At 57.5% G+C, this 26,994-nt stretch carries 25 protein-coding genes; 7 read left to right on the forward strand and 18 right to left on the reverse strand.

The window, feature by feature from the left end; translation table 11 throughout:
- Positions 1 to 18: 18 nt before the first annotated feature.
- The 7 genes from truA to leuC all read right to left on the reverse strand — a co-directional run bounded on the left by truA (position 19) and on the right by leuC (position 10,250).
- Complete coding sequence (gene truA, locus AAFH99_RS13240; RefSeq protein ID WP_043315489.1) at positions 19 to 906, reverse strand: tRNA pseudouridine(38-40) synthase TruA; 888 nt, start codon at positions 904 to 906, stop codon at positions 19 to 21.
- A gap of 124 nt (positions 907 to 1,030) precedes the next feature.
- Positions 1,031 to 4,168 (reverse strand): FimV/HubP family polar landmark protein, encoded by a 3,138-nt coding sequence (locus AAFH99_RS13245; protein WP_406827950.1) that lies wholly within the window; start codon positions 4,166 to 4,168, stop codon positions 1,031 to 1,033.
- A gap of 352 nt (positions 4,169 to 4,520) precedes the next feature.
- Complete coding sequence (locus AAFH99_RS13250) at positions 4,521 to 5,525, reverse strand: Asd/ArgC dimerization domain-containing protein (protein ID WP_043315484.1); 1,005 nt, start codon at positions 5,523 to 5,525, stop codon at positions 4,521 to 4,523.
- A 302-nt stretch (positions 5,526 to 5,827) separates the two neighbouring features.
- Positions 5,828 to 6,943, reverse strand: coding sequence for an aspartate-semialdehyde dehydrogenase (gene asd, locus AAFH99_RS13255; protein ID WP_406827951.1), 1,116 nt, complete (start codon positions 6,941 to 6,943; stop codon positions 5,828 to 5,830).
- A gap of 93 nt (positions 6,944 to 7,036) precedes the next feature.
- Entirely contained in the window at positions 7,037 to 8,110 is a 1,074-nt protein-coding gene (leuB, locus tag AAFH99_RS13260) for a 3-isopropylmalate dehydrogenase (RefSeq protein ID WP_406827952.1), read from the reverse strand.
- A gap of 24 nt (positions 8,111 to 8,134) precedes the next feature.
- Positions 8,135 to 8,782 (reverse strand): 3-isopropylmalate dehydratase small subunit, encoded by a 648-nt coding sequence (leuD, locus tag AAFH99_RS13265; RefSeq protein ID WP_043315480.1) that lies wholly within the window; start codon positions 8,780 to 8,782, stop codon positions 8,135 to 8,137.
- A gap of 1 nt (position 8,783) precedes the next feature.
- Positions 8,784 to 10,250, reverse strand: a complete 1,467-nt coding sequence (gene leuC, locus AAFH99_RS13270) for a 3-isopropylmalate dehydratase large subunit (RefSeq protein WP_043315479.1) — start codon at positions 10,248 to 10,250, stop codon at positions 8,784 to 8,786.
- A 123-nt stretch (positions 10,251 to 10,373) separates the two neighbouring features.
- Between leuC and AAFH99_RS13275 the strand changes: the two genes are divergently transcribed.
- Entirely contained in the window at positions 10,374 to 11,252 is an 879-nt protein-coding gene (locus AAFH99_RS13275) for a LysR family transcriptional regulator (RefSeq protein ID WP_043315478.1), read from the forward strand.
- 146 nt (positions 11,253 to 11,398) lie between these two features.
- Complete coding sequence (locus AAFH99_RS13280; RefSeq protein ID WP_043315477.1) at positions 11,399 to 12,181, forward strand: TIGR04219 family outer membrane beta-barrel protein; 783 nt, start codon at positions 11,399 to 11,401, stop codon at positions 12,179 to 12,181.
- A gap of 85 nt (positions 12,182 to 12,266) precedes the next feature.
- Here AAFH99_RS13280 and aroC read toward each other — a convergent pair whose 3' ends face one another.
- Both aroC and prmB read right to left on the reverse strand, forming a co-directional pair.
- Entirely contained in the window at positions 12,267 to 13,367 is a 1,101-nt protein-coding gene (gene aroC, locus AAFH99_RS13285; RefSeq protein ID WP_406827953.1) for a chorismate synthase, read from the reverse strand.
- Positions 13,368 to 13,538: 171 nt separating this feature from the next.
- Complete coding sequence (gene prmB / locus AAFH99_RS13290) at positions 13,539 to 14,471, reverse strand: 50S ribosomal protein L3 N(5)-glutamine methyltransferase (RefSeq protein ID WP_406827954.1); 933 nt, start codon at positions 14,469 to 14,471, stop codon at positions 13,539 to 13,541.
- Between the two features lie 158 nt (positions 14,472 to 14,629).
- On the opposite strand from prmB, the gene folE reads away from it, so the two are divergent.
- Together folE and AAFH99_RS13300 are read left to right on the forward strand one after the other, a co-directional pair.
- The gene (gene folE, locus AAFH99_RS13295; protein ID WP_043315472.1) at positions 14,630 to 15,169 is read left to right on the forward strand and encodes a GTP cyclohydrolase I FolE; all 540 of its coding nucleotides are present in this window, start codon (positions 14,630 to 14,632) and stop codon (positions 15,167 to 15,169) included.
- Between the two features lie 38 nt (positions 15,170 to 15,207).
- Positions 15,208 to 15,564 carry a 5-carboxymethyl-2-hydroxymuconate Delta-isomerase gene (locus tag AAFH99_RS13300; RefSeq protein WP_406827955.1) on the forward strand — a complete coding sequence of 119 codons (357 nt, stop codon included), beginning with the start codon at positions 15,208 to 15,210 and terminating at the stop codon, positions 15,562 to 15,564.
- 24 nt (positions 15,565 to 15,588) lie between these two features.
- On the opposite strand, the gene AAFH99_RS13305 is transcribed toward AAFH99_RS13300, so the two are convergent.
- The 8 genes from AAFH99_RS13305 to AAFH99_RS13340 all read right to left on the reverse strand — a co-directional run bounded on the left by AAFH99_RS13305 (position 15,589) and on the right by AAFH99_RS13340 (position 23,778).
- Positions 15,589 to 16,479, reverse strand: a complete 891-nt coding sequence (locus tag AAFH99_RS13305) for an alpha/beta fold hydrolase (protein WP_051686811.1) — start codon at positions 16,477 to 16,479, stop codon at positions 15,589 to 15,591.
- Positions 16,480 to 16,596: 117 nt separating this feature from the next.
- Entirely contained in the window at positions 16,597 to 17,055 is a 459-nt protein-coding gene (sixA, locus tag AAFH99_RS13310) for a phosphohistidine phosphatase SixA (RefSeq protein WP_043315469.1), read from the reverse strand.
- 45 nt (positions 17,056 to 17,100) lie between these two features.
- On the reverse strand, positions 17,101 to 17,703 hold the full coding sequence (locus AAFH99_RS13315) for a DUF4389 domain-containing protein (RefSeq protein ID WP_406827956.1): 603 nt from the start codon (positions 17,701 to 17,703) through the stop codon (positions 17,101 to 17,103).
- Between the two features lie 165 nt (positions 17,704 to 17,868).
- A complete protein-coding gene (locus AAFH99_RS13320; protein ID WP_043315464.1) occupies positions 17,869 to 18,147 on the reverse strand; it encodes a DUF4389 domain-containing protein in 279 nt (92 codons plus the stop codon).
- Between the two features lie 27 nt (positions 18,148 to 18,174).
- On the reverse strand, positions 18,175 to 19,224 hold the full coding sequence (locus AAFH99_RS13325) for an NAD(P)H-dependent glycerol-3-phosphate dehydrogenase (RefSeq protein WP_051686810.1): 1,050 nt from the start codon (positions 19,222 to 19,224) through the stop codon (positions 18,175 to 18,177).
- Between the two features lie 268 nt (positions 19,225 to 19,492).
- Positions 19,493 to 21,409 (reverse strand): molecular chaperone HtpG, encoded by a 1,917-nt coding sequence (gene htpG, locus AAFH99_RS13330; protein ID WP_406827957.1) that lies wholly within the window; start codon positions 21,407 to 21,409, stop codon positions 19,493 to 19,495.
- Between the two features lie 142 nt (positions 21,410 to 21,551).
- Positions 21,552 to 22,760, reverse strand: coding sequence for a serine hydrolase domain-containing protein (locus AAFH99_RS13335; RefSeq protein ID WP_406827958.1), 1,209 nt, complete (start codon positions 22,758 to 22,760; stop codon positions 21,552 to 21,554).
- A 415-nt stretch (positions 22,761 to 23,175) separates the two neighbouring features.
- Complete coding sequence (locus AAFH99_RS13340; RefSeq protein WP_043315460.1) at positions 23,176 to 23,778, reverse strand: peroxiredoxin; 603 nt, start codon at positions 23,776 to 23,778, stop codon at positions 23,176 to 23,178.
- A 339-nt stretch (positions 23,779 to 24,117) separates the two neighbouring features.
- Here AAFH99_RS13340 and AAFH99_RS13345 point away from each other — a divergent pair, with 339 nt between their 5' ends.
- The 3 genes from AAFH99_RS13345 to bfr all read left to right on the forward strand — a co-directional run bounded on the left by AAFH99_RS13345 (position 24,118) and on the right by bfr (position 26,563).
- Positions 24,118 to 24,330 (forward strand): bacterioferritin-associated ferredoxin, encoded by a 213-nt coding sequence (locus AAFH99_RS13345; RefSeq protein ID WP_043315459.1) that lies wholly within the window; start codon positions 24,118 to 24,120, stop codon positions 24,328 to 24,330.
- Between the two features lie 140 nt (positions 24,331 to 24,470).
- Positions 24,471 to 25,787 (forward strand): DUF2254 domain-containing protein, encoded by a 1,317-nt coding sequence (locus AAFH99_RS13350; protein WP_406827959.1) that lies wholly within the window; start codon positions 24,471 to 24,473, stop codon positions 25,785 to 25,787.
- 293 nt (positions 25,788 to 26,080) lie between these two features.
- Positions 26,081 to 26,563 carry a bacterioferritin gene (gene bfr, locus AAFH99_RS13355; RefSeq protein ID WP_043315457.1) on the forward strand — a complete coding sequence of 161 codons (483 nt, stop codon included), beginning with the start codon at positions 26,081 to 26,083 and terminating at the stop codon, positions 26,561 to 26,563.
- An 80-nt stretch (positions 26,564 to 26,643) separates the two neighbouring features.
- On the opposite strand, the gene grxD is transcribed toward bfr, so the two are convergent.
- Positions 26,644 to 26,976 (reverse strand): Grx4 family monothiol glutaredoxin, encoded by a 333-nt coding sequence (gene grxD, locus AAFH99_RS13360; protein ID WP_406827960.1) that lies wholly within the window; start codon positions 26,974 to 26,976, stop codon positions 26,644 to 26,646.
- Between the last annotated feature and the right edge of the window lie 18 nt (positions 26,977 to 26,994).

Consider the following 26,994-nt stretch of genomic DNA (forward strand, 5'->3'; position numbering starts at 1 on the left):
CCCTCCCGTTCGCCAGGATTACTCCGCGCTGCCGATGGTACCCAAAGGTTGCGGTACCAACAGCGGACCAGGTGGCATGGCCGGAAGTGAAAATTCCGACGGGTACTGTACGTCGACCAGATACAGACCGTGGGGTGCGGCGGTGACACCGGCAGCAGTGCGATCTCGCGCGGCAAGCACCTCGCTCACCCACCCTGGCGCGCGATCGCCGCGCCCGACCGCCATCAATACCCCGGTAATATTGCGCACCATGTGGTGCAGAAACGCCGTGGCACTCACCTCCAATACAATCAACTGCCCTACCCGGCCAATATCCAGCCGGGTAAGCCGCCGCACCGGGGATTTCGCCTGGCACTGAGCCGCACGAAAACTACTGAAATCGTGCTCGCCAATCAGATGTTGGGCACCTTCGCGCATCGCCTGAATGTCCAGTGTGCGCTCGGTCCAGGTCACCTCGCTCGCGGCCTGCGCCGCGCGCGTCGGCGCGCTGTGTATCAGATAGCGGTAAGTGCGGTTACGCGCGGAAAAACGCGCATGAAATTGCGCTGGCACCTCTGTGGCCCAGTGCACCCGCACATCGAATGGCATCTGGGTATTTACCCCCTGGATCCACGCCTTGGTGGGGCGTACAGCGGTGGTATCGAAATGGATCACCTGGCCGGTGGCATGTACCCCTGCGTCGGTACGGCCGGCACACACCAGAGTGACGGGCTCAGCCGCCACTCTAGATAACGCATTTTCCAGCGTCTCCTGCACGGTCTGGGGGTCGTGCTTTTGCTTTTGAAAGCCGCGCAGTCGGGTGCCACAGTACTCCACACCCAACGCGATGCGGCGCAATCCTTCCGGCAGTGACTCCCCCTCCGGCACTTCACCGTTGGGTTTGTAGTGGTAAATCTTGTTCATCATGGGCGAATTTTACACGGACCCGAAAACCTGGCGCGCAAAAAAGAAGACCCCGCACAGGCGGGGTCAAAGTGTTGTTGCTGTAGACAGCGTGAATAACTATGTAGAAATGGGCGACCTGATGCGCTTAGCTCATGCGCTCCAGCATATCCTTGGCACGCTGCTGATGTTCACCCGCAGCCTCTTCCACAACTTCTCCGAGGATTTCGCGGGCGCCGTCTTTGTCACCCATATCCAGGTAAGCCTGTGCCAATTCCAGCTTGGTACTGACTTCGTCACTGCCTTCCAGCAGATTGAGCTCAGAATCCAGGTCACCCTCCAGGTCAAAACTCAGGTCACCCAACTCCGAGGAAGACTCCTGAGCGGGCTGACTGCTGGAGGAACTGCTCGGCGCTGCCGGCTGTTCCATGACCGCGAGATCCAGATCCTGCTCACTGGCCACTTCGGACTGCGCTGCAGATGATGGAACCTGCGCAGCGGCCGAGGATTCGGCTTCCCCTTCCAACTCAAATTCACCAAGATCGATACTGTCGAGGTCCAGGCTTCCGAGGTCATCACCGAAGCTCTCTTCCAGGTCGCCATCCAGCTCACCGTCAAACGTGCCGAGTTCCGGTTCGCCCTGGGGGGGCTCAACTTCCGCGGACGCAGCACTGTCGTCAGCAACCGCTGACTCATCAGTGTCGTCCATCGGCGTCAGATCAAGATCGAACTCCAGACCACCGTCATCCACTTCTGCGTCGGCAGGTGCTGTGGCGCCCTCACTAGACAAGTCCAAGTCGCCATCAAGATCCAGGCTTTCCAGACTCTCCAGGTCGAGTTCGCCATCGGCCATCAGGTCATCAAGGTTGAAATCGTCGGCTTCCTGAGAAGTTTCTGCAGCCTGTTGTGCAGCCGGTTTGTCTGCCTCCAGCTCCAGATCGGAACCCAGGTCCAGGGTGAAATCGTCCTCCGCTGGTTGCGCACTTGCCGCGGGCGTTTCCTCGACGCCATCCAGGGACAGGTCATCGCCGAGGTCCAGATCAAGCGAGAACTCGTCGTCGGAAGGTGCCGTCGCGGCATCTTCACTGCCAAGCTCCAGGGAAAGGTCATCCAGTGAGTCAAGGTCACTGTTCTGAGCGCCCGAACTGTCGCTTTTCCCAGTGGCTGAGAACTCATCGAGGTCGTCAAAGCTCGCTTCAATGTTATCGAAGTCTGCGCCCATATCGTCCAACTGGGCGGCTTCCAGTGACTCACTGGAAAAGTCGTTTTCCGGCGCAACAAACGCGCCGATACCGGCGATAGTTTCCCGCAGACGTGCGGCGCGGTCCGCCGCCGGGCCGTCACTGTAACTCAGCAATTGACGGTAGTGATCATCAAACTGGTCGGCATTCTGCTGGTGGGCGTACACCTCCAACAGCATCAGACGCGCGTCGACATTTTCCGGTGCAGACTTGAGGCCCGCGAGCAGCTTTGCTTCCGCCTCCTGATACTGATCCAGCGACAGGTGAATTTCCGCTTCCGCTACCGGATCATCGGTTTCCACTTCGCTCAGTTGATCGAGATCGAAGTTGTCGTTCGCTTCAAACTCTTCAACAGCCACCAGGGTGTCGTCTTCATAGGGTTCTTCCGGAGCTTCTTCTTGCGCACGCTCCGCAGCCATTTCCGCCTCAACCTGGCGGATGGCTTCCTCTTCTTCCTGGCGGCGGCGCCAGCTCATAAACCCAAACAGACCGGCCAGCAGTGCGCCCGCGCCTATACCGATGGGCACAATGTTATCCATGATGCGCTCAACCAGTGTCGGCTCGGGGCGAGTCTGGACGACCACGCGATTGCGGCCCGTCTCTTCCTCGACTTCCGGTTCCGCTTCCGCGGTCTCGGTTACTTCCGCTTCTGTGGCATCGACAGCGTCACTGGCCTCCGCACCTGCACCATCGAGTGCGGCAGTGTCGTTGGCAGTCTCACCGGACACGTCCGGCTCCAGTTCAGACTCGGACTCGGATTCGAAACCGTCGACTTCGGTTTCAGACTCCAGTGCCTCGTTGGTCTGCTCCGCCGCAGCCTGCACCGCCTGCAGCTCTTCATTGGAGACCTCGACCAACTGCTCCATGGTGTCGATCTGCTCATTGAGCTCACCAATGCGCTCCTGCAGTTCGGCACTTTCGAGGCGAGACTTATCCAGCTCCTCTTCGGTAACCGCGAGCTCACCTTCGAGCGCCTCGCTTTCGCTGGAGCCACTGCCGGAACCGGACAACACAGATTCGTTGTCACCCGGCGCAGCCAGGGAAACGCGACCTTCCAGCACATCACTTTCAACGGTCTCTTCGACGGTGGCACGGGCATCCAGCGGTGCACCAGTCACATCCGCATCGCCCACACGTTCGCGCCAGGCATCATTCTGAGTTGCAACCTGGGACACCGCTTCGGTCAGAGAAAGGTTGCGCACCTCATCTGCAGTGGGCAGGCGCAGTACCGCGCCTTTCTTCAGCAGATTGATATTGTTGTTGATGAACGCTTCAGGGTTAAGGCGCTGAATTGCCAGCATGGTCTGCTGTACAGACAGGTCTCGAGATTCACGACTGTCGCGGGCAATTTCCCAAAGAGTTTTGTTGGCCTCAACCGGGCCATAGACGCGGCTGCCAGAGTCGGTAGCGGTCTGCGGCTCGCTGTATGTTTCCGTTGGCTCCTCGTACACGGGCTGCTGCGGCTGTTCGGCAGCGCTCTCTTGAGGAGCGGCGTACTCTTCTGGTGCAGGCTGCTCAACCGGTGCCTGCACGGGCTCGGGAGCTCGCTGCACCGTCGGCTGAATCGGTTTTTGCACGGGGGTGCTGCGTTGCACTTGCTGACGCTCGCGTTCAGCGGCGCGCACCGGCTGCGATGCGGTATTGGTCGAGAAGGCCGGCAGGTCCATCAGCAGGGTGTATTCACGCAGCAGACGACCACTGGGCCAACGGGTTTCCACCAGGAAATTCAGGAACGGCTCGCGAATTGGGGTGCGACTGGTGATACGAACAACCGGTTGACCGCTGGAGTAGTCCACATCGAAGCGGATGCCGTCGAGGGCGTAACCTCGGTCGACACCAGCACGCTCGAAGTCTTCGGTGCTCGCCAGGCGAACTTTGATTTCATTTTCGCCCAGGCCGCGGGTTTGCAGCAGTTTGATCTCTGCATCGAGTGGCTGGTTGAGGGTAGAATTCAGTTTGATTTCACCCAGACCGAGTGCCAGAGCCCCATTTCCACCCAGTGCGCTGACCAGACCCACCGCAAGTGCCAGCTTTTGCACACGCATATCCGATTCCCTTTATTGTTAGAATCACGCCGGCAACTGCTCAAAAATCACTCAGCCTTATCCCAAGCAACCAACAGTTTCCGACTTGTGCCACTTTCAGTGCACAAAAATTACTCAAAAGAACCGGCGCTGAGACACCAGGCTCTACTCTCCGGCGAAACTTTCTTCGATTGACCAGCAACCGCTAGCGAAAGAGTCACCCCCCGAAAAAGACGCAGCCTATCCGAATTATCACCTAACCCGACCTGCGGCACCCCCAAGTGTCGCCATGCCCCAAAATGATCAATCACAGGGCCAATCATTGGTCCAAAGTTAAGAAGAAACCTTCAGAAAGGCCGCTAAGTATTAAATATCAATGGATTTTTAGCAACAAGTGGACAATCTGTACACAGTTAATTGCGACGTCTTTACGCAAATTGTCGGATGCCGCACAAAAAACAACCTGGCGCGGATTGATCAACCCGGTGCGCAGGCGCCCCACTAGCGTATTCTCACTGCCGACGGCATCCTGAGCCGACGGGCGCTCGCGCATTTCCAGCCGCGCACCATTGGTCAGCAAACCACGCACAGTTTCTAGCGCCTGCTGGTCTTTCAACTGCACACTGACATTCGCCAGCTGACCGTGAAACACAGAGGCGGTATTGATACTCGCATCCAGTGCCACCTCATCACCTAATAGGCGACGGAGTTCCAGCACCAGCGCCAATTCACTGAAATTATGACCACTTTCGAGCAGAGCCTCGGCGGAGCTCAGATGATTGAACGCGAGGCGCTGACCGGTTGTCTCGTCCACATCCGGCTCCTGGCCGTTAAATAGGCGCGCGGTCTGTGCCGCCGCGGCATCCACGCTGCTTTTGCCCAGCGCGGACACCGGCTGGTTCAGTACAACTTCAACGGCTTGCAATTGCGATTTCAGCGGAAACAGCGCCTCCGCCAGCATCGCGGCACCCGCACCCGGCACGGCGATCACTTTGCGATCACTCTCATCCCGCTGATTGAGTTCCGCACTGTTCAGCAGCGGATGGATCAACGCCACACTTTCGTCGCCGCGGGTAATGCCCGCTGCATCCACCACCCAGGCGCCGGCCTGTTCGGCCTGTGCGAGCACGGCAGTCGCGGTATCACCAGCGGTAAGCAGCAGCACGACCTGCTCCGGGGTAAAGGCAAACTCTTTCAGCGGAGTAACCGGCACACTGCGATTGGCGAACACCTGCGGATCGACCTCGGCTTCATCATCAATCACCAGCTTGAGCTGGCCCGGGGTCACGGTCTTGCGCTCTTCCAGGATCTCCAGCAGCGCATCAAAAGGCGCACTGCCAACACCAACGATCACCAGTTCCCGGGTGGATTCGGTCATATTTGTACTCACGTGTATTTTCGAATGCTTTTCAGCCAGGTCGACCACTAAAGCAGCAGCCTAAAATTGCGGGGGATTATACTCGTGGAGAGTCAGGGGGGAAGCTATCGAAGGGATATATAGGCACGGGGTACCGCAATTGCGAAGTGCGGTGGCGGTACCGCTACCGGGCGACAGCTTGTGAGACACGCCGTGAACCCTTCCATGGGGGCTCTGCAAAAACATCCTGTTTTTGAAGGTCTCACAAGCTGTCGCCCGGTATCGGCACCTTCGCATAGGCAAAGGTACTCTGATCTAGCGGCTTATAGCTTGCCGAGAAGAATCAGCAGTACACGACGCAGCGGCTCGGCAGCGCCCCACAACAGCTGATCACCAACGGTGAAAGCATTCAGGTATTCACCACCCATGCTGAGCTTGCGCAGACGGCCAACCGGGATGTCCAGTTTGCCGGTAACCGCGGTCGGGGTCAGCTCTTTCAGTGTCACTTCGCGGTCGTTGGGTACCACTTTCACCCAGTCGTTGGCGGAGCCGATGATTTTCTCGATCTCTGCCAGCGGCAGATCTTTCTTCAGCTTCACGGTGAACGCCTGGCTGTGGCAGCGCATGGCACCGATACGCACGCAGGTACCGTCCACGGGCACGGTGCTGTCGGTGGCCAGGATCTTGTTGGCTTCCACCTGAGCTTTCCACTCTTCGCGGCTCTGGCCGGTTTCCAGCTGGGTGTCGATCCACGGCAGCAGGCTGCCGGCCAGCGGCGCCCCGAACTCGCTGGTGGGGAAATCGCCGCTGCGCATGTTCTCGGCCACCTTGCGGTCGATCTCGAGGATCGCGCTGGACGGATCGGCCAGCTCTTCGGCAACGCCGTCGCGGATGCTGCCCATCTGGGAGATCAGCTCGCGCATATTCTTGGCGCCGGCACCACTGGCTGCTTGATAAGTCTGGGCAGTAACCCACTCCACCAGACCTTCCTTGAACAAGCCGCCCAGGCCCATCAGCATCAGGCTCACGGTGCAGTTACCGCCGATATAATTTTTCACACCGGACTCGATACCTTTATCGATCACGTCGCGGTTGACCGGGTCGAGTACGATGATGGCGTCGTCCTGCATGCGCAGGCTGGAGGCGGCGTCGATCCAGTAGCCGTTCCAGCCCTGCTCGCGCAGCTTGCCGAATACTTCTTTGGTGTAGTCGCCGCCCTGACAGCTGACGATGGCGTCCAGCTCGGCCAGCGCGTCCAGGTCGTAGGCGTCTTTGAGGGGCGCGACTTCTTTGCCAACTTCCGGGGCTTTGCCACCGGCATTGGATGTGGAGAAAAATACCGGCTCGGCGATATGTGCGAAGTCGTTTTCTTCCAGCATGCGGCCCATCAAAACGGAGCCGACCATACCGCGCCAGCCTACGAATCCTACCTTGTTCATTTCTTTACCCTGTTGAATTGGTTTGTTTCTGGATCCCGGAGCGGCTGCGCCGCATAAAAAGACCGGGATGACACTGAATGGGAGGCGTGTCTACTAGAAAGCGGCCACCACTGCTGCGCCCATTTCCGCGGTGGAGACTTTTTTACAGCCATCCGTGTAAATATCCGCGGTGCGCAGTCCCTGATCCAGAACCTTGTTCACCGCCGCCTCGATCGCATCGGCTGCTTCACCCATATCCAGGGAGTAGCGCAGCATCATCGCGGCGGAAAGAATGGTGGCCAGTGGGTTGGCGATGCCCTGCCCTGCAATATCCGGCGCACTGCCGTGACACGGCTCGTACAGACCGAAGCCGGTTTCGTTCATGGACGCAGACGGCAGCATACCGATGGAGCCGGTAAGCATGGCGGCGGCGTCGGACAGGATGTCACCGAACATATTGCCGGTTACCATCACGTCGAACTGCTTGGGCGCACGCACCAGCTGCATGGCCGCGTTATCCACATACATGTGCGACAGCTCCACATCCGGGTATTCCGGAGCCAGGCGGTCCAGCACTTCGCGCCACAGCACGGTCACTTCGAGTACGTTGGCCTTGTCCACGGAGCACAGCTTGCCACCGCGCTTCTGTGCAGCTTCGAATGCGGTGCGACCGATACGCTCGATTTCGGATTCGGTGTAAACATAGGTGTTGAAACCCTGCTTCTCACCGTTTTCCAATGTCTTGATACCGCGGGGCTCGCCAAAATAAATACCGCCAGTCAGCTCGCGCACGATCAGAATATCCAGGCCGGAAACCACTTCCGGTTTCAGGGAAGAGGCATCGGCCAGCTGCGGATACAGTATCGCCGGGCGCAGGTTGGCGTACAGGCCCAGGCCGCTGCGAATTTTCAGCAGGCCTTTTTCCGGGCGAATCGCGCGGTCCAATGTATCCCACTGGGGGCCGCCTACGGCGCCCAGCAGTACCGCGTCGCAGTCGCCGGCGTTTTTCAGTTCCGCATCGGTGAGCGGTTCGCCGTGGGCATCGATGGAAGCACCGCCGATCAGGCCTTCGGTGAATTCCAGGTTCAGGCCGAACTTTTTATCGGCGGTTTTCAATACCGCAACTGCCTGCTCGATAATTTCCGGGCCGATTCCGTCGCCCGGTAGGATCATGATTTTTTTGCTCATCGTTCTTCCAGTTATTCTTTCTTTTTACTTGACCGCATCAAACAGCCACGGCGCCTGCTCGCGGCGCTTGGCTTCGTAAGCGCGGATATCGTCCGCATCTTCGAGGGTCAGGCCGATATCGTCGAGACCGTTCAGCAGACAGTGCTTGCGGAACTCGTCTACTTCAAACCCGTGGGTCTCGCCATTGGGCTTGATCACCACCTGGGCTTCGAGGTCAATTTCCAGCTCATACCCCTCGTCCGCATACATTTCCTGGAACAACTGCTCGACAATTTCTTCTTCCAGAACGATTGGCAAAAGACCGTTCTTGAAACAGTTGTTAAAGAAAATATCCGCAAAGCTCGGCGCAATAATCGCGCGGAAGCCATGGTCATCCAGCGCCCAGGGCGCGTGCTCACGGCTGGAGCCACAACCGAAATTCTTGCGCGCCAGCAACACGGAAGCACCTTGATAACGCGGGTGGTTCAGCGGAAAATCCGGATTCACCGGGCGCTTGCTGTGATCCTGCCCAGGCTGCCCTTCGTCCAGATAGCGCAGCTCGTCAAACAGGTTCGGGCCAAAGCCGGAGCGCTTGATGGATTTCAGGAACTGCTTGGGAATAATCAGATCCGTATCCACATTGGCGCGATCCATGGGCGCCGCCACACCTTTATGCTTGGTAAATGCCTTCATACTATTTTTCCCCTCCGCTCACGGCTGTCCTCTTCTGCATTTCACGCACGTCAACGAAGTGGCCGGCAATCGCCGCCGCTGCCGCCATGCTCGGGCTCACCAGATGGGTGCGACCACCGTAGCCCTGGCGACCTTCAAAGTTGCGGTTGGACGTCGACGCACAGTGTTCACCGGCACCCAGCTTGTCCGCGTTCATCGCCAGACACATGGAGCAGGAGGGCTCGCGCCACTCGAAGCCCGCTTCGATAAACACCTTGTCCAGACCTTCTTTTTCCGCCTGCGCTTTCACAGATTGGGAACCCGGAACCACCAGCACCTGCTTCACGCTGTCGGCTTTCTTGTGACCCTTTGCTACTGCGGCGGCCGCGCGCAAGTCTTCGATGCGGGAGTTGGTGCAGGAGCCGATAAATACCCGGTCGAGGTTGATATCGGTAATTTTCTGCCCGGCGGTCAACCCCATATACTCCAGCGCACGCTCGATACCAGCCTTTTTGGTGGCATCGCTTTCATCCGCCGGGCTCGGTACTACCGCGCTGACCGGTACCACCATTTCCGGTGAGGTTCCCCAACTTACTTGCGGCTCGATTTCTTCCGCCTTCAGCTCGACGATTTCATCGAAGTGCGCGCCGTCGTCGGAGTGCAGGCGGCTCCAGTTTTCCACCGCCTTGTCCCACTGCTCGCCCTTGGGCGCGTAGGGTTTCCCCTTGACGTATTCCAGGGTGATGTCGTCCACCGCCACCATACCCGCGCGGGCACCGGCCTCGATCGCCATATTGCAGATGGTCATGCGCCCCTCCATGGACATGGAGCGGATCGCGGAACCACCAAACTCAATGGCATAGCCGGTACCACCGGCGGTTCCGATTTTGCCGATGATGGCCAGCACCACGTCTTTTGCGGTCACACCCGGGCCGAGTTCACCGTCCACACGCACCAGCATGTTCTTCATCTTTTTCTGAATCAGACACTGGGTGGCCATCACGTGCTCCACCTCAGAGGTGCCAATACCGTGGGCCAGTGCGCCCAGTGCGCCGTGGGTGGACGTGTGGGAGTCACCACACACCACGGTCATACCCGGCAGGGTCGCGCCGGTTTCCGGCCCGATCACATGCACGATACCCTGACCCGGATCGTTGATGCCGAACTCGACAATACCGAAGTCTTTACAGTTCTCATCCAGGGTCTGTACCTGAATACGGGACACCTCGTCCTGGATCCCGGCAATACCCCCGGCGCGCTCTGCTGCGTCAGACGGCACATTGTGATCCGGCGTGGCCACCACGGAATCCGTGCGCCACGGCTTGCGTCCGGCCAGACGTAGACCTTCAAAGGCCTGAGGAGAGGTGACTTCGTGAATCAGGTGACGATCGATGTAGATCAGTGCGGTGCCGTCGTCGCGGCTTTTGACCAAATGGTCTTCCCAGAGCTTGTCGTACAACGTCTGCTTTTTGTTTTCAGGATGGCCCATAGCCCCATCTCCTCTATGGATAACATGGCGAAGTCTAGGGGGGGCATTGAATAACATCAATTTATATTTATTATATGGCGCATTCGCTTTTGGAATACTCAAGGGCAACCACCGAGAATCACCATGGAAATCCAATGGCTTAGGGCCTTCCTCGCGATCGCCGAGCAAAATTCCGTCTCAGAAGCCGCCGAACAACTGCACCTGACCCAGCCCGCGGTGAGCAAACGCCTGGCGTCACTAGAGGCACAACTGGGTGCACCGCTGTTTGACCGCATTGGCCGAAAACTCCAGCTCACCAACGCTGGCCGCGCCCTGCTGCCCCGCGCCCGCCACATATTGAATGAGGTGAGCGATGCCGAGCACGAGCTGCGCAGCCTGGGCGAAACCATCGGCGGCAGCCTGCGCATTGCCACCAGTCACCATGTGGGACTGCACCATCTGCCACCGGTTTTGCGTGAGTTCAGCAATCTGTACCCCGATGTTTCCCTGGATATTGATTTTCTGGATTCCGAGCAGGCCTACGAGGCACTGATGGCCGGTGAATACGAGCTTGCCGTGGTCACCCTGGCACTGAAGGACTACCCCAACCTCAATGCCCAGATTATCTGGCCGGACCCCTGTGTGGTGGTGGCGGCGCCGGATCACCCCCTGGCGCAGATGCCGGAACTGGACTTGCCGGCACTGGCCCGATACCCGGCGATCCTGCCGGATATGAACACCTACACCGGGCGACTGATCAAACGCGAATTCGACGCCCACGGACTCAAGCTGACCGCAAAACTGGCGACCAACTTTCTGGAAACCATCAAGATGATGGCCGGCGTCGGCCTGGGCTGGAGTGTGCTGCCAAAAACCCTGATCGACGATAGCCTCGCGGAGCTGCCCATGCCGCAGCTGAGTATCGTGCGCAATCTGGGCATCATCTATCACCGCAACCGGACGCTCAGCAATGCGGCCAACGCCCTGCAACAGCTGCTTTTTAAAGAGGCACGGGGCCTTTGATCGACCGGACAGGCTCAGTGGGTTCTATCTGAACACCAAATAGCACACAAAATCGTGCCGAAATATCGCCGAGTGGAATGCGGTTCAGGGAAACTTCATCAAAACGCTGTAGAATCCGCCGCAGAATTCAACGGGAGAGACTCCAAATGAAAAAAATAACCTTGGCCATCTGCGCAGCGCTGGCCTCCGCTTCTGCCAGCGCAGATACCATCCTCGGCTTTGACGCGACACTGGGTGCGTGGAAACCCGCCTACAGCGGCACCATCGGCGTCGACGATTTCAACGTGGATGAGTTTGCCCTCGCCGAAGACAATGTGACCTTTATTCAGGCGGCTCTGGAACACCCGATCCCCCTGATCCCGAATATTCTGGTGGCTCACAGCAAGATCGAGACCAATGGCGCGACCACCCTCGATGAGAACGTAACCTTCGGCGACGAAACCTTTGTTGCGGGCTCAGAGCTCAGCGCGAATATGTCCCTGAGCCATACCGATGCCACCCTGTATTACGAGATCCTCGATAACTGGGTTAACCTGGATCTCGGTCTCACCGCCCGTATGTACGACGGCGAGTTCCAGGGCGACGGCGTGATCGGATTGGTCTGCATCCCGGAATCCGGCCCCTGCCCGTCGGTTGAGCAATCGGAAACGATCGAGCTCTCAGGGGTTCTTCCCATGGTATACGGCGTAGCCCGCTTCGACCTGCCCTTTACCGGCTGGTCCATTATTGCCCAGGGCAACGGCACCAGCTACAACGGTGATCGCCACACCGATCTGACCGCCAAGATCCGCTGGGACTTCGTACCGGCGCTGGATTTCGCCATCGAAGCCGGTTACCGCTCCATGACCCTGGATGTCAAAGAGCTGGATGCACTGCAAAGCGATCTGGAAATCAAGGGACCCTACCTGGGGCTAAACCTGCACCTGTAATTTCGATTACCGACAGATCAGGTACAAAAAAAGGCGGAGCGTTTCAGACGCTCCGCCTTTTTTATTGTTCGAGCCCGACCAATTCTCAGGCCGGCTCACCCGCCGGGATTTTCAGGCCAAACTCCACATCCCCATTCTGCGCCCGCTGACGCATGATATGGTCAATCAACACCAGCGCCATCATCGCTTCTGCAATGGGTGTCGCGCGAATGCCAACGCAAGGATCGTGACGTCCCTTGGTCACCACTTCGATCGGGTGACCGTTGGTGTCGAGGCTTTTGCCCGGGATACGCAGACTGGATGTGGGCTTCAGGGCAATATGCGCAATCAGCTCCTGGCCGCTGGAAATACCACCGAGCACACCGCCCGCATTATTGGACTGAAAGCCTTGCTCGGTAATTTCGTCGCGGTGCTCGGTACCCTTCTGCTCAACAGAGGCAAACCCGGCTCCGATCTCCACACCTTTAACCGCATTGATGCTCATTAGCGCATGGGCCAGATCCGCGTCCAGACGATCGAAAATCGGTTCGCCAAGGCCCGCTGGCACACCACTCGCATGCACGGAAATGCGCGCACCAATGGAGTTGCCCTCCTTGATCAGCGCCTGCATGTACTCCTCCATTGCCGGCACCTTGTCGGCATCGGGGCAAAAGAAGGGATTCTCGCTGACCTGGGACCAGTCCAGCTTCTCGATTTTGATCGGGCCCAACTGGGACAGGTAACCACGCACCTCAATACCAAACTGCTGCTTGAGCCACTTTTTGGCAATCGCGCCGGCGGCGACGCGCATGGCGGTTTCCCGCGCGGAAGAACGGCCACCGCCGCGGTAATCCCGCAGACCGTACTTGGCCCAGTAGGTGTAATCGGCGTGCGCCGGGCGGATCTGCTCGGCGATGTTGGCGTAGTCTTTGGAGCGCTGATCGGTGTTTTCGATCAGCAGGCCGATGGGGGTCCCGGTGGTTTTACCCTCGAATACCCCCGAAAGAATCTTTACTTCGTCCGCTTCGCGGCGCTGGGTCGTGTAGCGGGAGGTACCGGGCTTGCGGCGGTCCAGCTCCAGCTGGATTTCTTCCGCGGAAATTTCCAGTCCCGGGGGGCAGCCGTCCACAATACAACCCAACGCAGGGCCGTGGCTTTCGCCAAAGGTGGTGACACAGAACAACTTGCCAAATGTATTGCCCGACATACCCGGTTTTCCCTACCCCAGTGAATTATTCGATGAAAGGCGTGCATTATAGAGGAAACCTTGGCCGATGGCGCGCTTGCCCGCGATGGTGGATGCGCTGCGCTTATCCACCCTACAGGGTTGGCAGATTCCGTAGGGCGGATAAGCCGACGGCGCATCCGCCGCTGGAGGTTAGCTCCGCGCTCCAGTTTCAAACATGGACCGGCAGGCCAGCAGCTCTTCTCGGGTCAGTACAAAAACACCATGCCCACCATCTTCCAGCTCGGGCCAGAAAAACGGTACGCGCGGATAGGCTTCTTCCAACGCGACCCAGCTGTTACCCACTTCGCATACCAGAATACCTTCCGGCTGCAGGTAGTCCGGCGCTTGCAATAACAGGCGCCGGGTGAAATCCAGGCCGTCATCACCAGAGCCCAGTGCCAGCCCCGGCTCCGCATGATACTCCTGTGGCATCTCTGCCAGATCACGGGCGTCCACGTATGGTGGGTTGCTTACAATCAGGTCGTAACTGCAGCCCTTGAGGCCAGCGAACAGGTCCGACTGCACCGCACGCACCTCGTCATTCAGATGGTGCCGATTGATGTTGATCTGGGCCACTTCAATCGCGTCGGCGGAAATATCGCTGAGATCCACCCGCGCCTCCGGAAACGCGTCCGCGCAGGCAATACCGATACAGCCGCTGCCACAGCAGAGATCAAGGATCGCGAGGGGCTCCTGCTGTAGCCACGGCTCGAATCGATTGCGAATCAGCTCAGCAATGGGGGATCTGGGTACCAGCACCCGCTCGTCCACGTAAAACGGCAGATCGCAGAACCAGGCCTCCCTGGTGAGATAAGGGGCAGGTAAGCGTTCATTAACCCGCTTTTCCAGCACCTCCATCACCTCGGCGCGCTCCGCCATGGTAAGGCGCGCGGAGAGAATCTCCGGCTTGCTATTCACCGGCAGGTGCAATGTGTGGGTGACCAGTAGGACAGCTTCATCCCACGCGTTGTCTGTACCGTGGCCAAACCACAGCTGCGCCGCATTAAAGCGACTGGCGCCCCAGCGGATATAGTCCAGCACGGTACACAATTCGTGCAGATTGGACTCCCGATTCTCTATCATTGGCGATATTCCTCAATGTTTGGCGCTTTACTACCGTGTGACAAAGGCTTAGGGTAGCGCACCCTCTGATACCCGCCGATACACCGGTGATCGAACGCCCGTTCATTTGCGTATTGATGGCAGAACAACCCCGCGGGCGAGACGTTGGAAGCATACTGATGAAAGAACACTACGCACACATTATCGAAGCCATTGGTGAAGACCTGGAGCGCCCGGGACTGAAAGACACCCCACAGCGCGCGGCCAAGGCCATGCAGTACCTGACCCGGGGCTACCATCAGACCGTGGAAGAGATCGTCAATGACGCCCTCTTCCCGTCCGACTGCAGTGAAATGGTGCTGGTGAAAGATATCGAGCTCTACTCCATGTGCGAACATCATATGCTGCCGTTTATTGGCAAGGCGCACGTTGCCTACATTCCCGACGGCAAGGTCCTGGGCCTGTCCAAGGTGGCGCGCATTGTAGACATGTTTGCACGCCGCTTGCAGATACAGGAACAGTTAACCGTGCAGGTAGCGCAGACCATCCAGCAGGTAACCGGTGCTGCAGGGGTGGGTGTGATTATCGAAGCCAAGCATATGTGCATGATGATGCGCGGCGTCGAAAAGCAGAACTCGGTGATGAAAACCTCTGCAATGCTGGGCTCTTTCCGCAGCCAGCAGGCCACTCGCAACGAGTTTCTGTCGCTGATTCGCTAACGCGTTCCGCCCCTTACTGATCAGAGGAGAGTCCGGTAATGCCCCATCTGGTGATCGAATATTCGCAAAAACTGGAAGACAGCATTTCCATTCCTGCACTGATCAGTAATGGCCAGCAGGCGATGAGCGAAACCGGGCTGTTCAATGCCAGCGCGATCAAAACCCGCGCCCTGCCCTATCGGGATTTTGTACTCGGCAAGAGCCACGAAGGCTCCAGCAATCTGTTTATTCACGCGGAAGTGCGCATTCTTGAAGGGCGCACTACAGAACAGAAAGAAGCACTGAGTGCGGCCATTTTCAACTACCTATGCGAGGCCGCGCCGGAAGTGCCAGAAATTTCTGTGGAAGTGCGGGATATGCACAAGGCCAGCTACGCCAAACGTATTCCCTTTTAGCATTCCGGTTCACCCGCAAAGGGTTTAGGCCTGCGCTTGCCCAGCAGCAAGAAATGGTAAAAACCATTTCGCAATCTCTTCCGCGCGATCCTCCATATGCAGATGGTGGCCACCGCAAAACTCTTTCAACTCGATATTCGGCACCTGCTCTGCCAGGGGCCGGATACGCTCGATCATCCCCTGAATCCCTTCTGTGCCCAGCGCCAGCCGAATTGGCATTGTGGCCCGCGCCAAGAACGCGCGCACCTGCGGTTCATTCATTTTTGCCAGGGAGCTTGCCATCAGTTGTGGGTCATTGCTCCAGGTATACCCCCCCTCACAGGGGCGCACACCCCGCTGCACCAGCGCACGGGCAGCCTCGTCGCTCAATTTGAACAGGCCGTTTTTGCGCGCGGTCACAGCAATCTCAAGAGATTCAAATACCCGGCTCCTGCGATCGCGGTAGCGCGCGCGCTGTTCGATCCCCTTGCGCAGAGTTTCCGGCGCCTCCGCGTCGGTGGTCGGTGGCGGAACCAGGCCGTCGATCAGCGCCAGACGCAATACCCTTTCGGGAAAGGTAGCTGCGGCAATCGTGCCGATAACCGCCCCGCGCGAGTGTGCCAGTACGGAAAATTGCGCCCAGCCTAGCGCATCGGCAATAGCCAATACGTCTTCGATTTCCGTCCAGAGGGTGTAATTCGCGTCCCGGTGGCGATGATAACTCTGACCGTGACCGGCGAGATCCACGGCAATCAGGTTGAGTTCAGCCAGGAAAGGCGCCATTTTGTCGAAACTGGCACAGTTATCCAGCCAGCCGTGCAGTGCGAGTACTGGAATACCCGCGGGGCTCCCCCACTGCCGGGCGGCAATCACATTGCCCTGTACGTCCAGGGTAATCTCGCGGGGGGCATTGAGTGCAGGAGAGGAATGACGCATGGATAGTAACTGTACCGCTGCCGAAACACACATACTGACAGCACTACGGCAGCGCCACAATGGCAACAGAATTCAGCGGCTTTGACCGATCAGGTACACGGGCCAGCGCCGGCCCGCTCAAGGTTTATGCTGCAACCACTCGAGCTCAGCGCAATCCCGCGCCCATATCTCACTGGAAAGGCAGGCCAGGCTCGAGGTCGCCATTGGATGCTCATCACCACTACCGCAGAGCCCGTTCACCAGGTTGCCTACCAGTGGCTGATGACTGACCAGCAGTAGCGGGAAAACCTTTTCATCCGCCGAGACCAGCGCCTCCAACACCAGCTCCACCGGTGTGTCACTGGTGAGAAACTCCTGCACCTCCACCGGCAGATCAAATGTCTCTGCAACGATTTTGGCGGTTTGGCGGGTCCGCACAAAGGGGCTGGCCCAGATGGTCTTCACCTGCGCCAGCTCCGAGGCACGTTGCTTGCAGACCGACGCCACTTCCGCACGCCCCTCCTCGGTCAGTGCGCGGGTCTCATCGCTTTTACGGAACGGTTCGGCATGGCCATGACGCATTACAAACAACAGCACAGGGCTCTCCCGTTTCAAGTGACCGCCAGAGTCGGGTTGCAGAGATTACTTTTTCTCTTCGGAAGCTTTGTCGCCACTATCTGCTTCCGTGGTTTCCGCAGAGTCCGCCCCGAGCTCGATGACGGTTTCTTCCTCGTCATCGGCCTTGCCGGCTTTTGCAGACTTCTTGGGCTTGGCAGGTTTCTCCGATTTTTCAGCGGTAGCCGCCTTAGTGGAGGCTTCAGGCTTTACGTCATCATCGACGCCCTCACCCATTACCTCGTCAATTTCCGCTTCGACTTCGTCGAGGTCTGTCTCAAGCGCGTCGACGTCGTCAATCACCTCTCCGTCCACTTCTTCCGCACTTTCGTAACTGGACAGGTCTTCCTCTTCGGACTCCGGCCATTCGGAAAACGGAAACGGCTTTTCTTCGGTGTTGTAAATCAGGAACTGCAGCGTCTGATAGATATAGGAGGAAATCTGGTCCCCCAGACGGCGCAGGTTGTCGTTAGCTCCGCCGGTAAAAATGGCAAACAGGAATTGGGCGATAATCACCGCCAGCATGACAAAGCCGGCGATTTCCAGCAGCACCGCAAACAGCACCATATACACAAGGCGCAGCCATTGGTTCGAGGAGGTCAGATTCTGTTTCAGTTCTTCATTGCTCATGGGGCGATCACCAGTCCGTTGTTGGGCACCACAAATGGGGAAAGGCCAGCCATTGGGCCGGCCGCGGTTCAATTATTCAGAAATTCAGGAACACTCAATATAGTCCGGTTTCGTTTCAGATTTGGTTTTGGGGACGTCATTGCACCCCCATCACCGGTGCGGCGCTCAGGACTCAGGCCACTCGGAAAACGGAAACGGCTTTTCTTCAGTGTTGTAGATCAGGAATTGCAGGGTCTGATAGATGTAGGAAGCAATCTGGTTCCCCATCTGGCGCAGGTTCTCGTTTGGACCACCGGAGACGATGGCGAACAGGAACTGCAAGACAATAGTCGCCAGCATCACGACACCCGCAACCTCCAGCAGAATGACAAACAGCACCATAAACAACAGACGGGTCCAATGGTCCGCAGAGGTCAGGTTCTGCTTCAGTTGTGCGTTATTCATATCAGCCTCACAGCTGTTAATTATTGATCAGGGTTTGGCCGAATAGGCCACATCAAAGGTTTGCGCCCCAGACATCAGCTCGCGAATGACCGTGGGAATCGGGGTACCTTCAAATAATATGGCGTGTATCGCGGAAACCAAGGGCATGTAGACGCCCAATTCATCGGCTTTGGCCTTAATCAGGCGAACCGTATTCACCCCTTCCGCCACCTGGCCGATTTCGGATACCGCGTCTTCGAGCTTCTTACCTTTGCCCACCAAGTAGCCCACCCGGTAGTTGCGGCTGAGATCGGAAGAACAGGTCAGGATCAGATCACCCACCCCGGCAAGGCCGATAAACGTCATCGGGTCTGCGCCGATGGCTTCGGCAAAGCGCATCATTTCCGCCAGTGCCCGGGTAATCAGCAGGCTGGTGGTGTTCTGCCCGCGCCCCAGGGCAACGGCCATTCCGGTGACGATGGCGTAGATATTTTTCAGCGCGCCGGCCAGCTCCACACCAAACACATCATTACTGGAATAAACACGGAACGTCTCCGAGTGCAGCACCTTCTGGATGGTAGTGCACAGGGAATCGTCTTCACTGGCAATCACCGTGGCGGTGTAGTGCCCGGCAACAACCTCTTTTGCGAAATTGGGCCCACTCAGCACCCCCACGCGCATACCCTCGGTCTCTTCCCGCAGGATATCGCTCATCAAGTGGAAACTATCATGCTCCACCCCCTTGGTCAGAGAGATCAGCATGGTGCCCGGGTCCAGCACCGGTGCCGCGCGGTGCACCACCTCGCGGAAAGATTTACTGGGAATCGCGACAAACACCACCTGGCAACCACTCACCGCCTTCTCGAGGTCTGCGGTGATATTGAGATTCGGGTGCAGTGCCACCCCGGGGAGATAGTGGCGGTTTTCCCGCTCATTCATACAGGCGGCGGCGCGCTCAGGGTCGCGCATCCACTGACGGGTGTCGTGACCGTTGCCAGCCACAATATTGGCGATTGCCGTGCCAAAGCTTCCACCGCCGAGCACGGCAATGGACATTGTGGATTCCGGGGCGCTTGGGGATACGTCTTGCTGGGTCATAACGCTCTGTAGTATTTACTGTGCAGCAGGAGATTATACGGAGCCAGCTGCCGGCACCCAATGGGCGCCTGGGAAATTGATCATTTTTGCCAAGTTCACCAATAATTGCTGCCTAATCACGACCAATTCGTGCAAAAAACCGGCAGGCACAATATAGCTCAGTCTGCTCCGGGCGGGTCAGCGGTGGGCCGACTTTTAAGGTGGAACGGCTCCAACAAAAAAGCCGGCGAAATATTCGCCGGCTTTTCGAAGGAGCCCCTGCCAAGTACTAGCTGTTTAGCTCCAGCAGCAAAGTGTTCAGACGGCGCACATAGTCCGCCGGATCCGCCAGCTGGTTGCCCGCCGCCAGATTGGCCTGGTCCATCAGGATATTGGTGAGGTCCGCAAAGCGATCTTCATCCTGCTCCTGATCCAGACGCTGCACCAGCGGGTGGCTCGGATTTACCTCGAACACCGGCTTGGCTTCCGGCAGGGACTGGCCCGCCTGTTCAAGAATACGGCGCATCTGCAGCCCCATATCGTTGTCGCTGGCCACCAGACACGCGGGGGAATCCACCAGGCGGGTGGTTGCACGCACATCTTCGACGCGCTCTTTCAGCACCTCCTTGATGCGCTCCACCAGCGCGCCGGCTTCTTTCTCCGCCTTTTCCCGCTCGGCCTTGTCGTCTTCGTTCTCCGCCTCACCCAGATCCAGCGCGCCCTTGGCTACGTCCTGGAACGGCTTGCCGTCGAATTCCTGCATATGGCCAACGAACCACTCGTCCACCTGGTCAGTGAGCAGCAGCACTTCGATGCCTTTCTTGCGGAAGACTTCCAGGTACGGGGAAGACTTGGCTGTGGCAAAGTTGTCTGCGCACACGTAATAGATATTCTTCTGACCGTCTTTCATACGGCCAACGTAGTCTTCCAGGGACTGATCCTGCTTGGCGTCGTCGGTGTGGGTGGTGGAGAAACGCAGCAGCTTGGCGATTTTTTCTTTGTTGGAGAAATCTTCCGCCGGGCCTTCTTTCATTACCGACCCGAACAGATCCCAGAATTTCTGGTACTGATCTGCGTCTTTCTTCGCCAGCTTGTCGAGCATGTCCAGTACACGCTTGGTCAGGGCACTCTTGATGGCATCGGTATTCTGGTCTTTCTGCAGGATCTCGCGGGAGACGTTCAGCGGCAGATCGTTGGAGTCCAGCACACCTTTGACGAAGCGAAGGTACAGGGGAAGGAACTGCTCGGCATCATCCATGATGAAGGTGCGCTGTACATACAGCTTGAGACCGCGGGCGGCATCGCGCTGATACAGGTCAAACGGGGCGCGCGCCGGGATATACAGCAGGCTGGTGTAGTCCAGCTTGCCTTCCACACGGTTGTGGCTCCAGGTCAGCGGGTCGTCAAAGTCGTGGGAGATATGCTTGTAGAACTCTTTGTACTCCTCACTTTTCACCTCGGAGCGCGGGCGGGTCCACAGAGCCTGGGCGGCATTGACCGCTTCAAACTCCGGCGCCTTGTCTTCCTTGCTCTCCTCGTCATCACCCGAGGGCACTTCCTGCTTCAGCATCTCCACTGGTATGGCGATGTGATCGGAGTATTTCTTGATGATGGAGCGCAGGCGCCAGTCATCGGCAAATTCTTTGGCTTCGTCTTTCAGGTGCAGTACCACGCGGGTACCGCGGTGCGGCCACTCGACGTTTTCTACGGAGTACTCGGCCTCGCCACTGCACTCCCAGTGCACACCCTGGCTGGCGTCGGCGCCGGCGCGACGGGTGAATACGTCGACCTTGTCGGCAACGATAAAGGCGGAGTAGAAGCCCACACCGAACTGGCCGATCAGGTGCGCGTCCTTCTTCTGGTCGCCGGTGAGGTTCTGCATAAAGTTGGCAGTACCGGAGCGGGCGATGGTACCGAGGTTCTCGATCACCTCATCGCGGCTCATGCCAATGCCATTATCGGAAATGGTCAGGGTACCGGCGTCCTTATCGAACTCGATGCGGATGCGCAGATCCGGGTCTTCTGCCAGTAATTCGGAATTGGAGAGCGCTTCGAATCGCAGCTTGTCGGCGGCGTCGGATGCGTTGGATACCAGCTCGCGCAGGAAGATCTCCTTGTTGGAGTACAGCGAGTGGATCATCAGGTGCAGTAACTGCTTGGCCTCTGTCTGGAAACCGTGGCTTTCTTTATGCGCCGCAACAGTCATGAATGGTATCTCCCCTATCTAAAACAACGTCGGTCCGCGCATCGGCAGACAATTCAAACTCAGGGGAAGCAATATTGGGACGGTCACGCGCAATTCAAGCGCGCGACCGGTTCAGAGAGGGGGGGGGTATATACAGGGCCGTCTATTTCTTGGATGCCGCCGCAATGGCCTGCACCAGTTTGCCGTTGCCGGTGATGTCCGCGATAAAATTGCCGGTCAGGTCAGAGATCACGCGGGACTCTGCATTCATGAGAATGACAATCCCCACCTTGCGCTTTTCCGAATAGGCAATGGCCGCTCGAAACCCCGCCACCCAGCCACCGTGGAAAACGATACGATCATCCCCCACCGTATATAGGCGCCAGCCAAGTCCGTAACCGGCGTGGTCGATATAGTCACGCCAGATCCGGTGGCGCAGGTGGCGGCGGGTTTCGACCCGCTCGGTGGTGAGATCGTTGATGACCTCGTGTGACAGAACATCCGGGTAATAGCCCATCTGTGCCTTCAGCCACTGGGCCATATCACTGATACTGGCATTCACCCCGGCCGCCGGTGCCGCCAGGTAATACTCTTTCTCCACCTTTACCGGACGCCAGCCTTTGCCGGTCTGCACATGGGGCGCGGCGCGGTTGCTCGCCGCCATAAAGCTTTCCCAGCCGAGCGACGCATCTTCCATCTTCAACGGAGTGAAGAAACGCTCTTTCAACTGGCGACCGTAGGGCACGCCGGTGGCCTTCTGGATGACGTCTTCGATCAGGCTGAACAGAACGTTCTGGTAGCCATAACACTTACCTGGGGCACAGTGGGGGTCAATGGAGGCAAACTTCGGCAGAATCTTGGACAGGGGCCGATTGTCTTCCAGGTAGTTGTCGTAGGCGTTTGGAGTAAGGCCTGACGAGTGACTAAGCAGGTGCTGTACCTGCAGCTGCATGGAGAGCGCCGGGGTTTTGAAACTGAGCTGGGGCACGTAGCGCACCACCTTGTCGCCCCAGTTGAACTTGTGTTCGTGCTCCAGCACCGCCGCCATACTGGAGGCAAATGTCTTGGACACCGAGGCGAGCCGGAATACGGTGTGCGTAGTCACCTTCTGGTGCTTGCCTTTCATCCGCACCCCGTAGGTGTCCATGGCCACCACCTTGTCGCGATCTACGATCACATAAGCAGCACCGGGAATCCCCTGCTGCTTTAGCAGTTGGCGGAAGTATCGATCAAACTCCTGGGCGCTAGCTTCCACACTTTTCGCAACGGACTTGTTGCCGGTGCGCGCGCTGGCGGATTTGTCGCCGCGGCCGGTATCGGCAACCGCTTGCCCCATTGCGCCGGTCAGCGCAAAGGCGACCAAAAACGGCAACCACGCGCCACGCAGACCTCTGTAGATTCTGTGGAAAATGCCCTGAAACACCTTGAATTACACCGTGTGCGTTACTGCGATACACCGAGGCCCACCCTGTGGCCGATCCGCTGTGCCCTCTCAATAGAACAGGCAAAGCAACCCGCCGGGTCAGACTGTGTCAGCTAATGTGTGGAAGTCTGAATATAAGACTAGCAGCCCGGCCAATAATTCTTTACCCGGAAACCCCCGGTCACGGTATTCCCGACCGGGTGCATTGTAATAAAACTGGAACAGGCGCGCATGTTAACGCACTTTCTACTCCTTCCGGCCACCTCTATTAGCGCAGGAGCGCTTTCATCAGGCACAAAAAAACCGCCTTGCGGCGGTTTTTCGAGCACGGGAAGGCCATCGGCCCTCCCCCACCTCGGACAGCTTACAGCTTGCCGGAGTTCTCGCTCAGGTACGCAGCAACGCCTTCTGGAGAAGCATTCATGCCTTTGTCGCCTTCCTGCCAGCCAGCCGGGCACACTTCGCCGTGCTCCTGGTGGAATGCCAGCGCATCGACCATACGCAGCATCTCGTCTACGTTACGGCCCAGCGGCAGATCATTCACTACCTGGTGACGTACAACACCTTCTTCGTCGATCAGGAAGGAACCGCGGAAAGCTACGCCACCTTCAGATTCAACGTCATAGGCCTGACAGATTTCGTGCTTCACGTCGGCAACCAGTGCGTATTTCACTTGACCGATACCACCATCGTTGATGGCGGTGTTACGCCAGGCGTTGTGAGAGAACTGAGAGTCGATGGAAACACCGATCACCTCAACACCACGCTTCTGGAACTCCTCAAAGCGGTGGTCGAAGGCGATCAGCTCGGACGGGCACACAAAGGTGAAGTCCAGCGGGTAGAAGAAGATTACAGCCTTCTTGCCCTTGATGGTTTCTGCCAGGTTGAACTCGTCAACGATTTCGCCGTTACCCAGTACTGCTGCCGCGGTGAAATCCGGTGCGGGCTTACCTACTAATACAGCCATGAGAACCTCCTCAATGAGATAGATAATGGATTGTAGAAATGGTCAATTTATAACCAACAGCTATAAAAAGACAAAAGATCGATAGGGGGCCGCTATGATACACAGGGGCCTATGGCAGTCCCATTAAATTTTTATATAACGCCAATAGCAGCCGTCTCCGCCTGGGTTGCCACTCCTAAACCACCTGACTAATTGGTCACATTTCTAACTACTGCCTGCAACACGACCAACTAGAATACATACTGAACGGTCGAAAAATCTTATTGACACTTATTCTCATTACCAATAAGATCCAACCTCCGTTGAATAGAAGACTGTATTTGCGCCAGGTTTACCGCGATGTATGTATGTATCTGCAAAGGCATCACCGACAGCCAGATCAAAGAGGCTGTGTACGATGGTTCCACCTCGGTAAAGGCACTGCGCCGTCATCTCGGGGTTTCTTCTCAGTGTGGCCGCTGCGCCGAACTGACTCAGGAAATTATCGATGAGACCATGACCGCCGGTATGCTCACCAACACCAATAGTGCCCTCTTTTATTCCGCCGGCTGATAGTCTCTGGGCGGGCTCGCTGTCCGCCCCGGCATCCGATTCCCTTCCCCGCTGTTCCACGCCCCCCACTTGCGCCCTCTGACCTAGGCTTAAAAGCACTGCCACACTGCTTTAACCGTGCCAGGAGTCCGTGCGGGCCGATGAAACAACAATTACTGCACCTTGCCGAGCGACTGCGCGCCAGCTTCTGGGTAATTCCGGCCATCATGATGGCCGCTGCGATACTGCTCGCCCAGGGATTTCTCGCGGTTGACCAACACTGGAACGTCGAGCAACTACCGGGGCTGGGATGGCTGCAGCTGCGCGACCCCGACAGCGCCCGCGCGCTGCTCTCCGCCGTTGCCGGCTCCACGATCACCGTGGCCGGTACCGTCTTCTCCATCACCACCGTGGCCCTGACCCTTGCATCCAACCAGTTTGGCCCCCGCCTGGTACGCAATTTCATTCGCGACCGAGGCACCCAGGTATCCCTGGGCATCTTCCTGTCGACCTTCGTCTATGCGTTGCTGGTCATGCGCGGCATTGATGCCAGTGGTCCGAGACACCACCATACCCTCGCCGTCAGTTTTGCCCTGCTGATGGCACTGGCCTGCATCGCCTATCTGATTTATTTCATTCACAACGTCGCGCAATCGATCCAGATCGACAACATCACCTTTCAGATCAACCGGGAATTCCGCAGCGCCCTCGAATCCATTTACCCTGCCGAAGACTGTCGCGACTCACGATCCTGCAGACAAGATTTACGGGATCTCAAACTGGGAGAGGACCGCCTGCGGGTACGCGCAAATAAAGAAGGCTATATCCAGCGCATCGACACCCGCGGACTGATCGCGTGGGCACGTGAAAACCAGTGCACCGTACGCCTGGAAATTCACCCGGGCGCGTTTCTTTATCACTGGGGCTGCGTCGCCACCATCTACAACCCGCCGCGGGATATCGACAGCCAGGCTATCGCCGAAGCCATTCGCGGTGCCGTGACCCTCGGTGCCCAGCCCACTGCCGAGCAGGATGTCATTTTCTCCATCCGGCAACTGGCGCAAATCGCAGTACGCGCCCTATCCCCGGGGATCAACGACCCCTTTACGGCATACACCTGTATTGACCGCCTGGTTGACGGTATTGGCATCATTTTGCAGCGCCCCGCGCTACCCAACTGTTTTTACGACGATCGTGAACAGCTGCGTCTGATCACCACGGAACTCAGCTTTGCCGATGTGCTGGCAGCGGCCCTGGATGAGATCCGCGAATATGGCCGGGACAGCGGCGTGGTCATGCGGCATCTGTGCAGCGCATTGATTGAGCTTGCTGAGATCTGTTCGCGCCGGGAAGATCGGCAGGCGCTGAATAATCTGATCCAACGCCTGCAGGAAGATTGCGAAATCAGCCTCAACGATAAATTTGATGTCGCCGCGATTCAAAAACAGCTGGCAAGAATGCGCAGCGAACTCAAATAAGCCCGCGCGCGACCCAAACAATCTAAACAGCAATCGTTCTCAGTGTACTTTTCGGCCTTTTTCCCGTTAATTTTCTGGCTTTTTTCCTGCACGTTCGCCGACATTCCGCGCTTGACTTGTCCATTTCTGCAACGCAAACTCCACACAATCTTGCGCTACGGACTCTACAATCTTGATGGTGAAGGACAGATTATTTCCGTCTCCTTTCACCATCGTTTCAGAAAGTCAGCGCCCACGTTTTCGATAAATAATTGCCGCCACAGGACATTGCGACCCGGCTCAAGGAGAACACCATGAAAGGCGATCCCAAAGTCATCGAACATTTGAACAAGGCACTGGGAAATGAGCTGATTGCCATCAACCAGTATTTTCTGCACTCCCGCATGTTCAAGGACTGGGGGCTGAAAGAACTGGCCGACAAGGAATACCACGAGTCCATCGACGAAATGAAGCATGCCGATTGGCTGATCGAGCGGATTCTGTTTCTGGAAGGTATTCCAAACCTGCAGCATCTGGGCAAGCTGCTGATTGGTGAAAACACCGAAGAAATGCTGAAGTGCGACCTGAAGCTGGAGCAGAAAGCCATTCCCGATCTGCGCGATGGCATTGCCTACTGTGAATCGGTTCGCGATTACGGCAGCCGCGAGTTACTGCAACGTATCCTCGATTCCGAGGAAGAGCATGTGGACTGGCTGGAAACTCAGCTGAGCCTGATCGACAAGGTCGGCCTGCAGAATTACCTGCAGACGCAGATGGTCTCCGCCTCCGAGGAATAACGCTCCGCCCGGGCACAAAAAAACCGCGAAATCTCGCGGTTTTTTTGTGCCCGAGTTTTCACTCAGAAACTCAGCAGCACTTACTCGCCCTGCTCCGCGTCCTTCGCCGCCTCCTCGATCAGGGTCTTCAGCTCGCCGCTCTCATGCATTTCGATAATGATGTCGCAGCCACCGACCAGTTCCTGCTTGACCCACAACTGCGGGAAGGTCGGCCAGTTGGCGTATTTCGGCAATTCCTGACGGATATCCGGGTTGGACAGCACGTCCACATAGGCAAAACGCTTGCCACAGGCCATCACAGCCTGGGAGGCACGCATGGAGAAGCCGCACTGCGGGGCGTTGGGGCTGCCTTTCATATAAAGCAGAATGTCGTTGTCGGCGATCTGCTTTTTGATGTTTTCCAGAGTATCCATAGTGGAAGCTAACCTCGG

The organism is Microbulbifer sp. ARAS458-1, assembly GCF_045348205.1.
In the GTDB taxonomy this organism is placed as follows: Bacteria; Pseudomonadota; Gammaproteobacteria; order Pseudomonadales; family Cellvibrionaceae; genus Microbulbifer.

Excerpts from the sequence above, each read along its gene's own strand:
- AAFH99_RS13300 (WP_406827955.1), top strand. The coding sequence starts at position 15,208 with ATGCCCCATCTGGTGATCGAATATTCGCAAAAACTGGAAGACAGCATT.
- truA (WP_043315489.1), bottom strand. The coding sequence starts at position 906 with ATGATGAACAAGATTTACCACTACAAACCCAACGGTGAAGTGCCGGAG.
- asd (WP_406827951.1), bottom strand. The coding sequence starts at position 6,943 with ATGAACAAGGTAGGATTCGTAGGCTGGCGCGGTATGGTCGGCTCCGTT.
- leuC (WP_043315479.1), bottom strand. The coding sequence starts at position 10,250 with ATGGGCCATCCTGAAAACAAAAAGCAGACGTTGTACGACAAGCTCTGG.
- bfr (WP_043315457.1), top strand. The coding sequence starts at position 26,081 with ATGAAAGGCGATCCCAAAGTCATCGAACATTTGAACAAGGCACTGGGA.
- AAFH99_RS13340 (WP_043315460.1), bottom strand. The coding sequence starts at position 23,778 with ATGGCTGTATTAGTAGGTAAGCCCGCACCGGATTTCACCGCGGCAGCA.
- aroC (WP_406827953.1), bottom strand. The coding sequence starts at position 13,367 with ATGTCGGGCAATACATTTGGCAAGTTGTTCTGTGTCACCACCTTTGGC.
- AAFH99_RS13305 (WP_051686811.1), bottom strand. The coding sequence starts at position 16,479 with ATGCGTCATTCCTCTCCTGCACTCAATGCCCCCCGCGAGATTACCCTG.
- AAFH99_RS13350 (WP_406827959.1), top strand. The coding sequence starts at position 24,471 with ATGAAACAACAATTACTGCACCTTGCCGAGCGACTGCGCGCCAGCTTC.
- AAFH99_RS13275 (WP_043315478.1), top strand. The coding sequence starts at position 10,374 with ATGGAAATCCAATGGCTTAGGGCCTTCCTCGCGATCGCCGAGCAAAAT.
- grxD (WP_406827960.1), bottom strand. The coding sequence starts at position 26,976 with ATGGATACTCTGGAAAACATCAAAAAGCAGATCGCCGACAACGACATT.
- AAFH99_RS13280 (WP_043315477.1), top strand. The coding sequence starts at position 11,399 with ATGAAAAAAATAACCTTGGCCATCTGCGCAGCGCTGGCCTCCGCTTCT.
- folE (WP_043315472.1), top strand. The coding sequence starts at position 14,630 with ATGAAAGAACACTACGCACACATTATCGAAGCCATTGGTGAAGACCTG.
- AAFH99_RS13250 (WP_043315484.1), bottom strand. The coding sequence starts at position 5,525 with ATGACCGAATCCACCCGGGAACTGGTGATCGTTGGTGTTGGCAGTGCG.
- prmB (WP_406827954.1), bottom strand. The coding sequence starts at position 14,471 with ATGATAGAGAATCGGGAGTCCAATCTGCACGAATTGTGTACCGTGCTG.
- AAFH99_RS13325 (WP_051686810.1), bottom strand. The coding sequence starts at position 19,224 with ATGACCCAGCAAGACGTATCCCCAAGCGCCCCGGAATCCACAATGTCC.
- AAFH99_RS13320 (WP_043315464.1), bottom strand. The coding sequence starts at position 18,147 with ATGAATAACGCACAACTGAAGCAGAACCTGACCTCTGCGGACCATTGG.
- leuB (WP_406827952.1), bottom strand. The coding sequence starts at position 8,110 with ATGAGCAAAAAAATCATGATCCTACCGGGCGACGGAATCGGCCCGGAA.
- AAFH99_RS13345 (WP_043315459.1), top strand. The coding sequence starts at position 24,118 with ATGTATGTATGTATCTGCAAAGGCATCACCGACAGCCAGATCAAAGAG.
- leuD (WP_043315480.1), bottom strand. The coding sequence starts at position 8,782 with ATGAAGGCATTTACCAAGCATAAAGGTGTGGCGGCGCCCATGGATCGC.
- htpG (WP_406827957.1), bottom strand. The coding sequence starts at position 21,409 with ATGACTGTTGCGGCGCATAAAGAAAGCCACGGTTTCCAGACAGAGGCC.
- AAFH99_RS13245 (WP_406827950.1), bottom strand. The coding sequence starts at position 4,168 with ATGCGTGTGCAAAAGCTGGCACTTGCGGTGGGTCTGGTCAGCGCACTG.
- AAFH99_RS13315 (WP_406827956.1), bottom strand. The coding sequence starts at position 17,703 with ATGAGCAATGAAGAACTGAAACAGAATCTGACCTCCTCGAACCAATGG.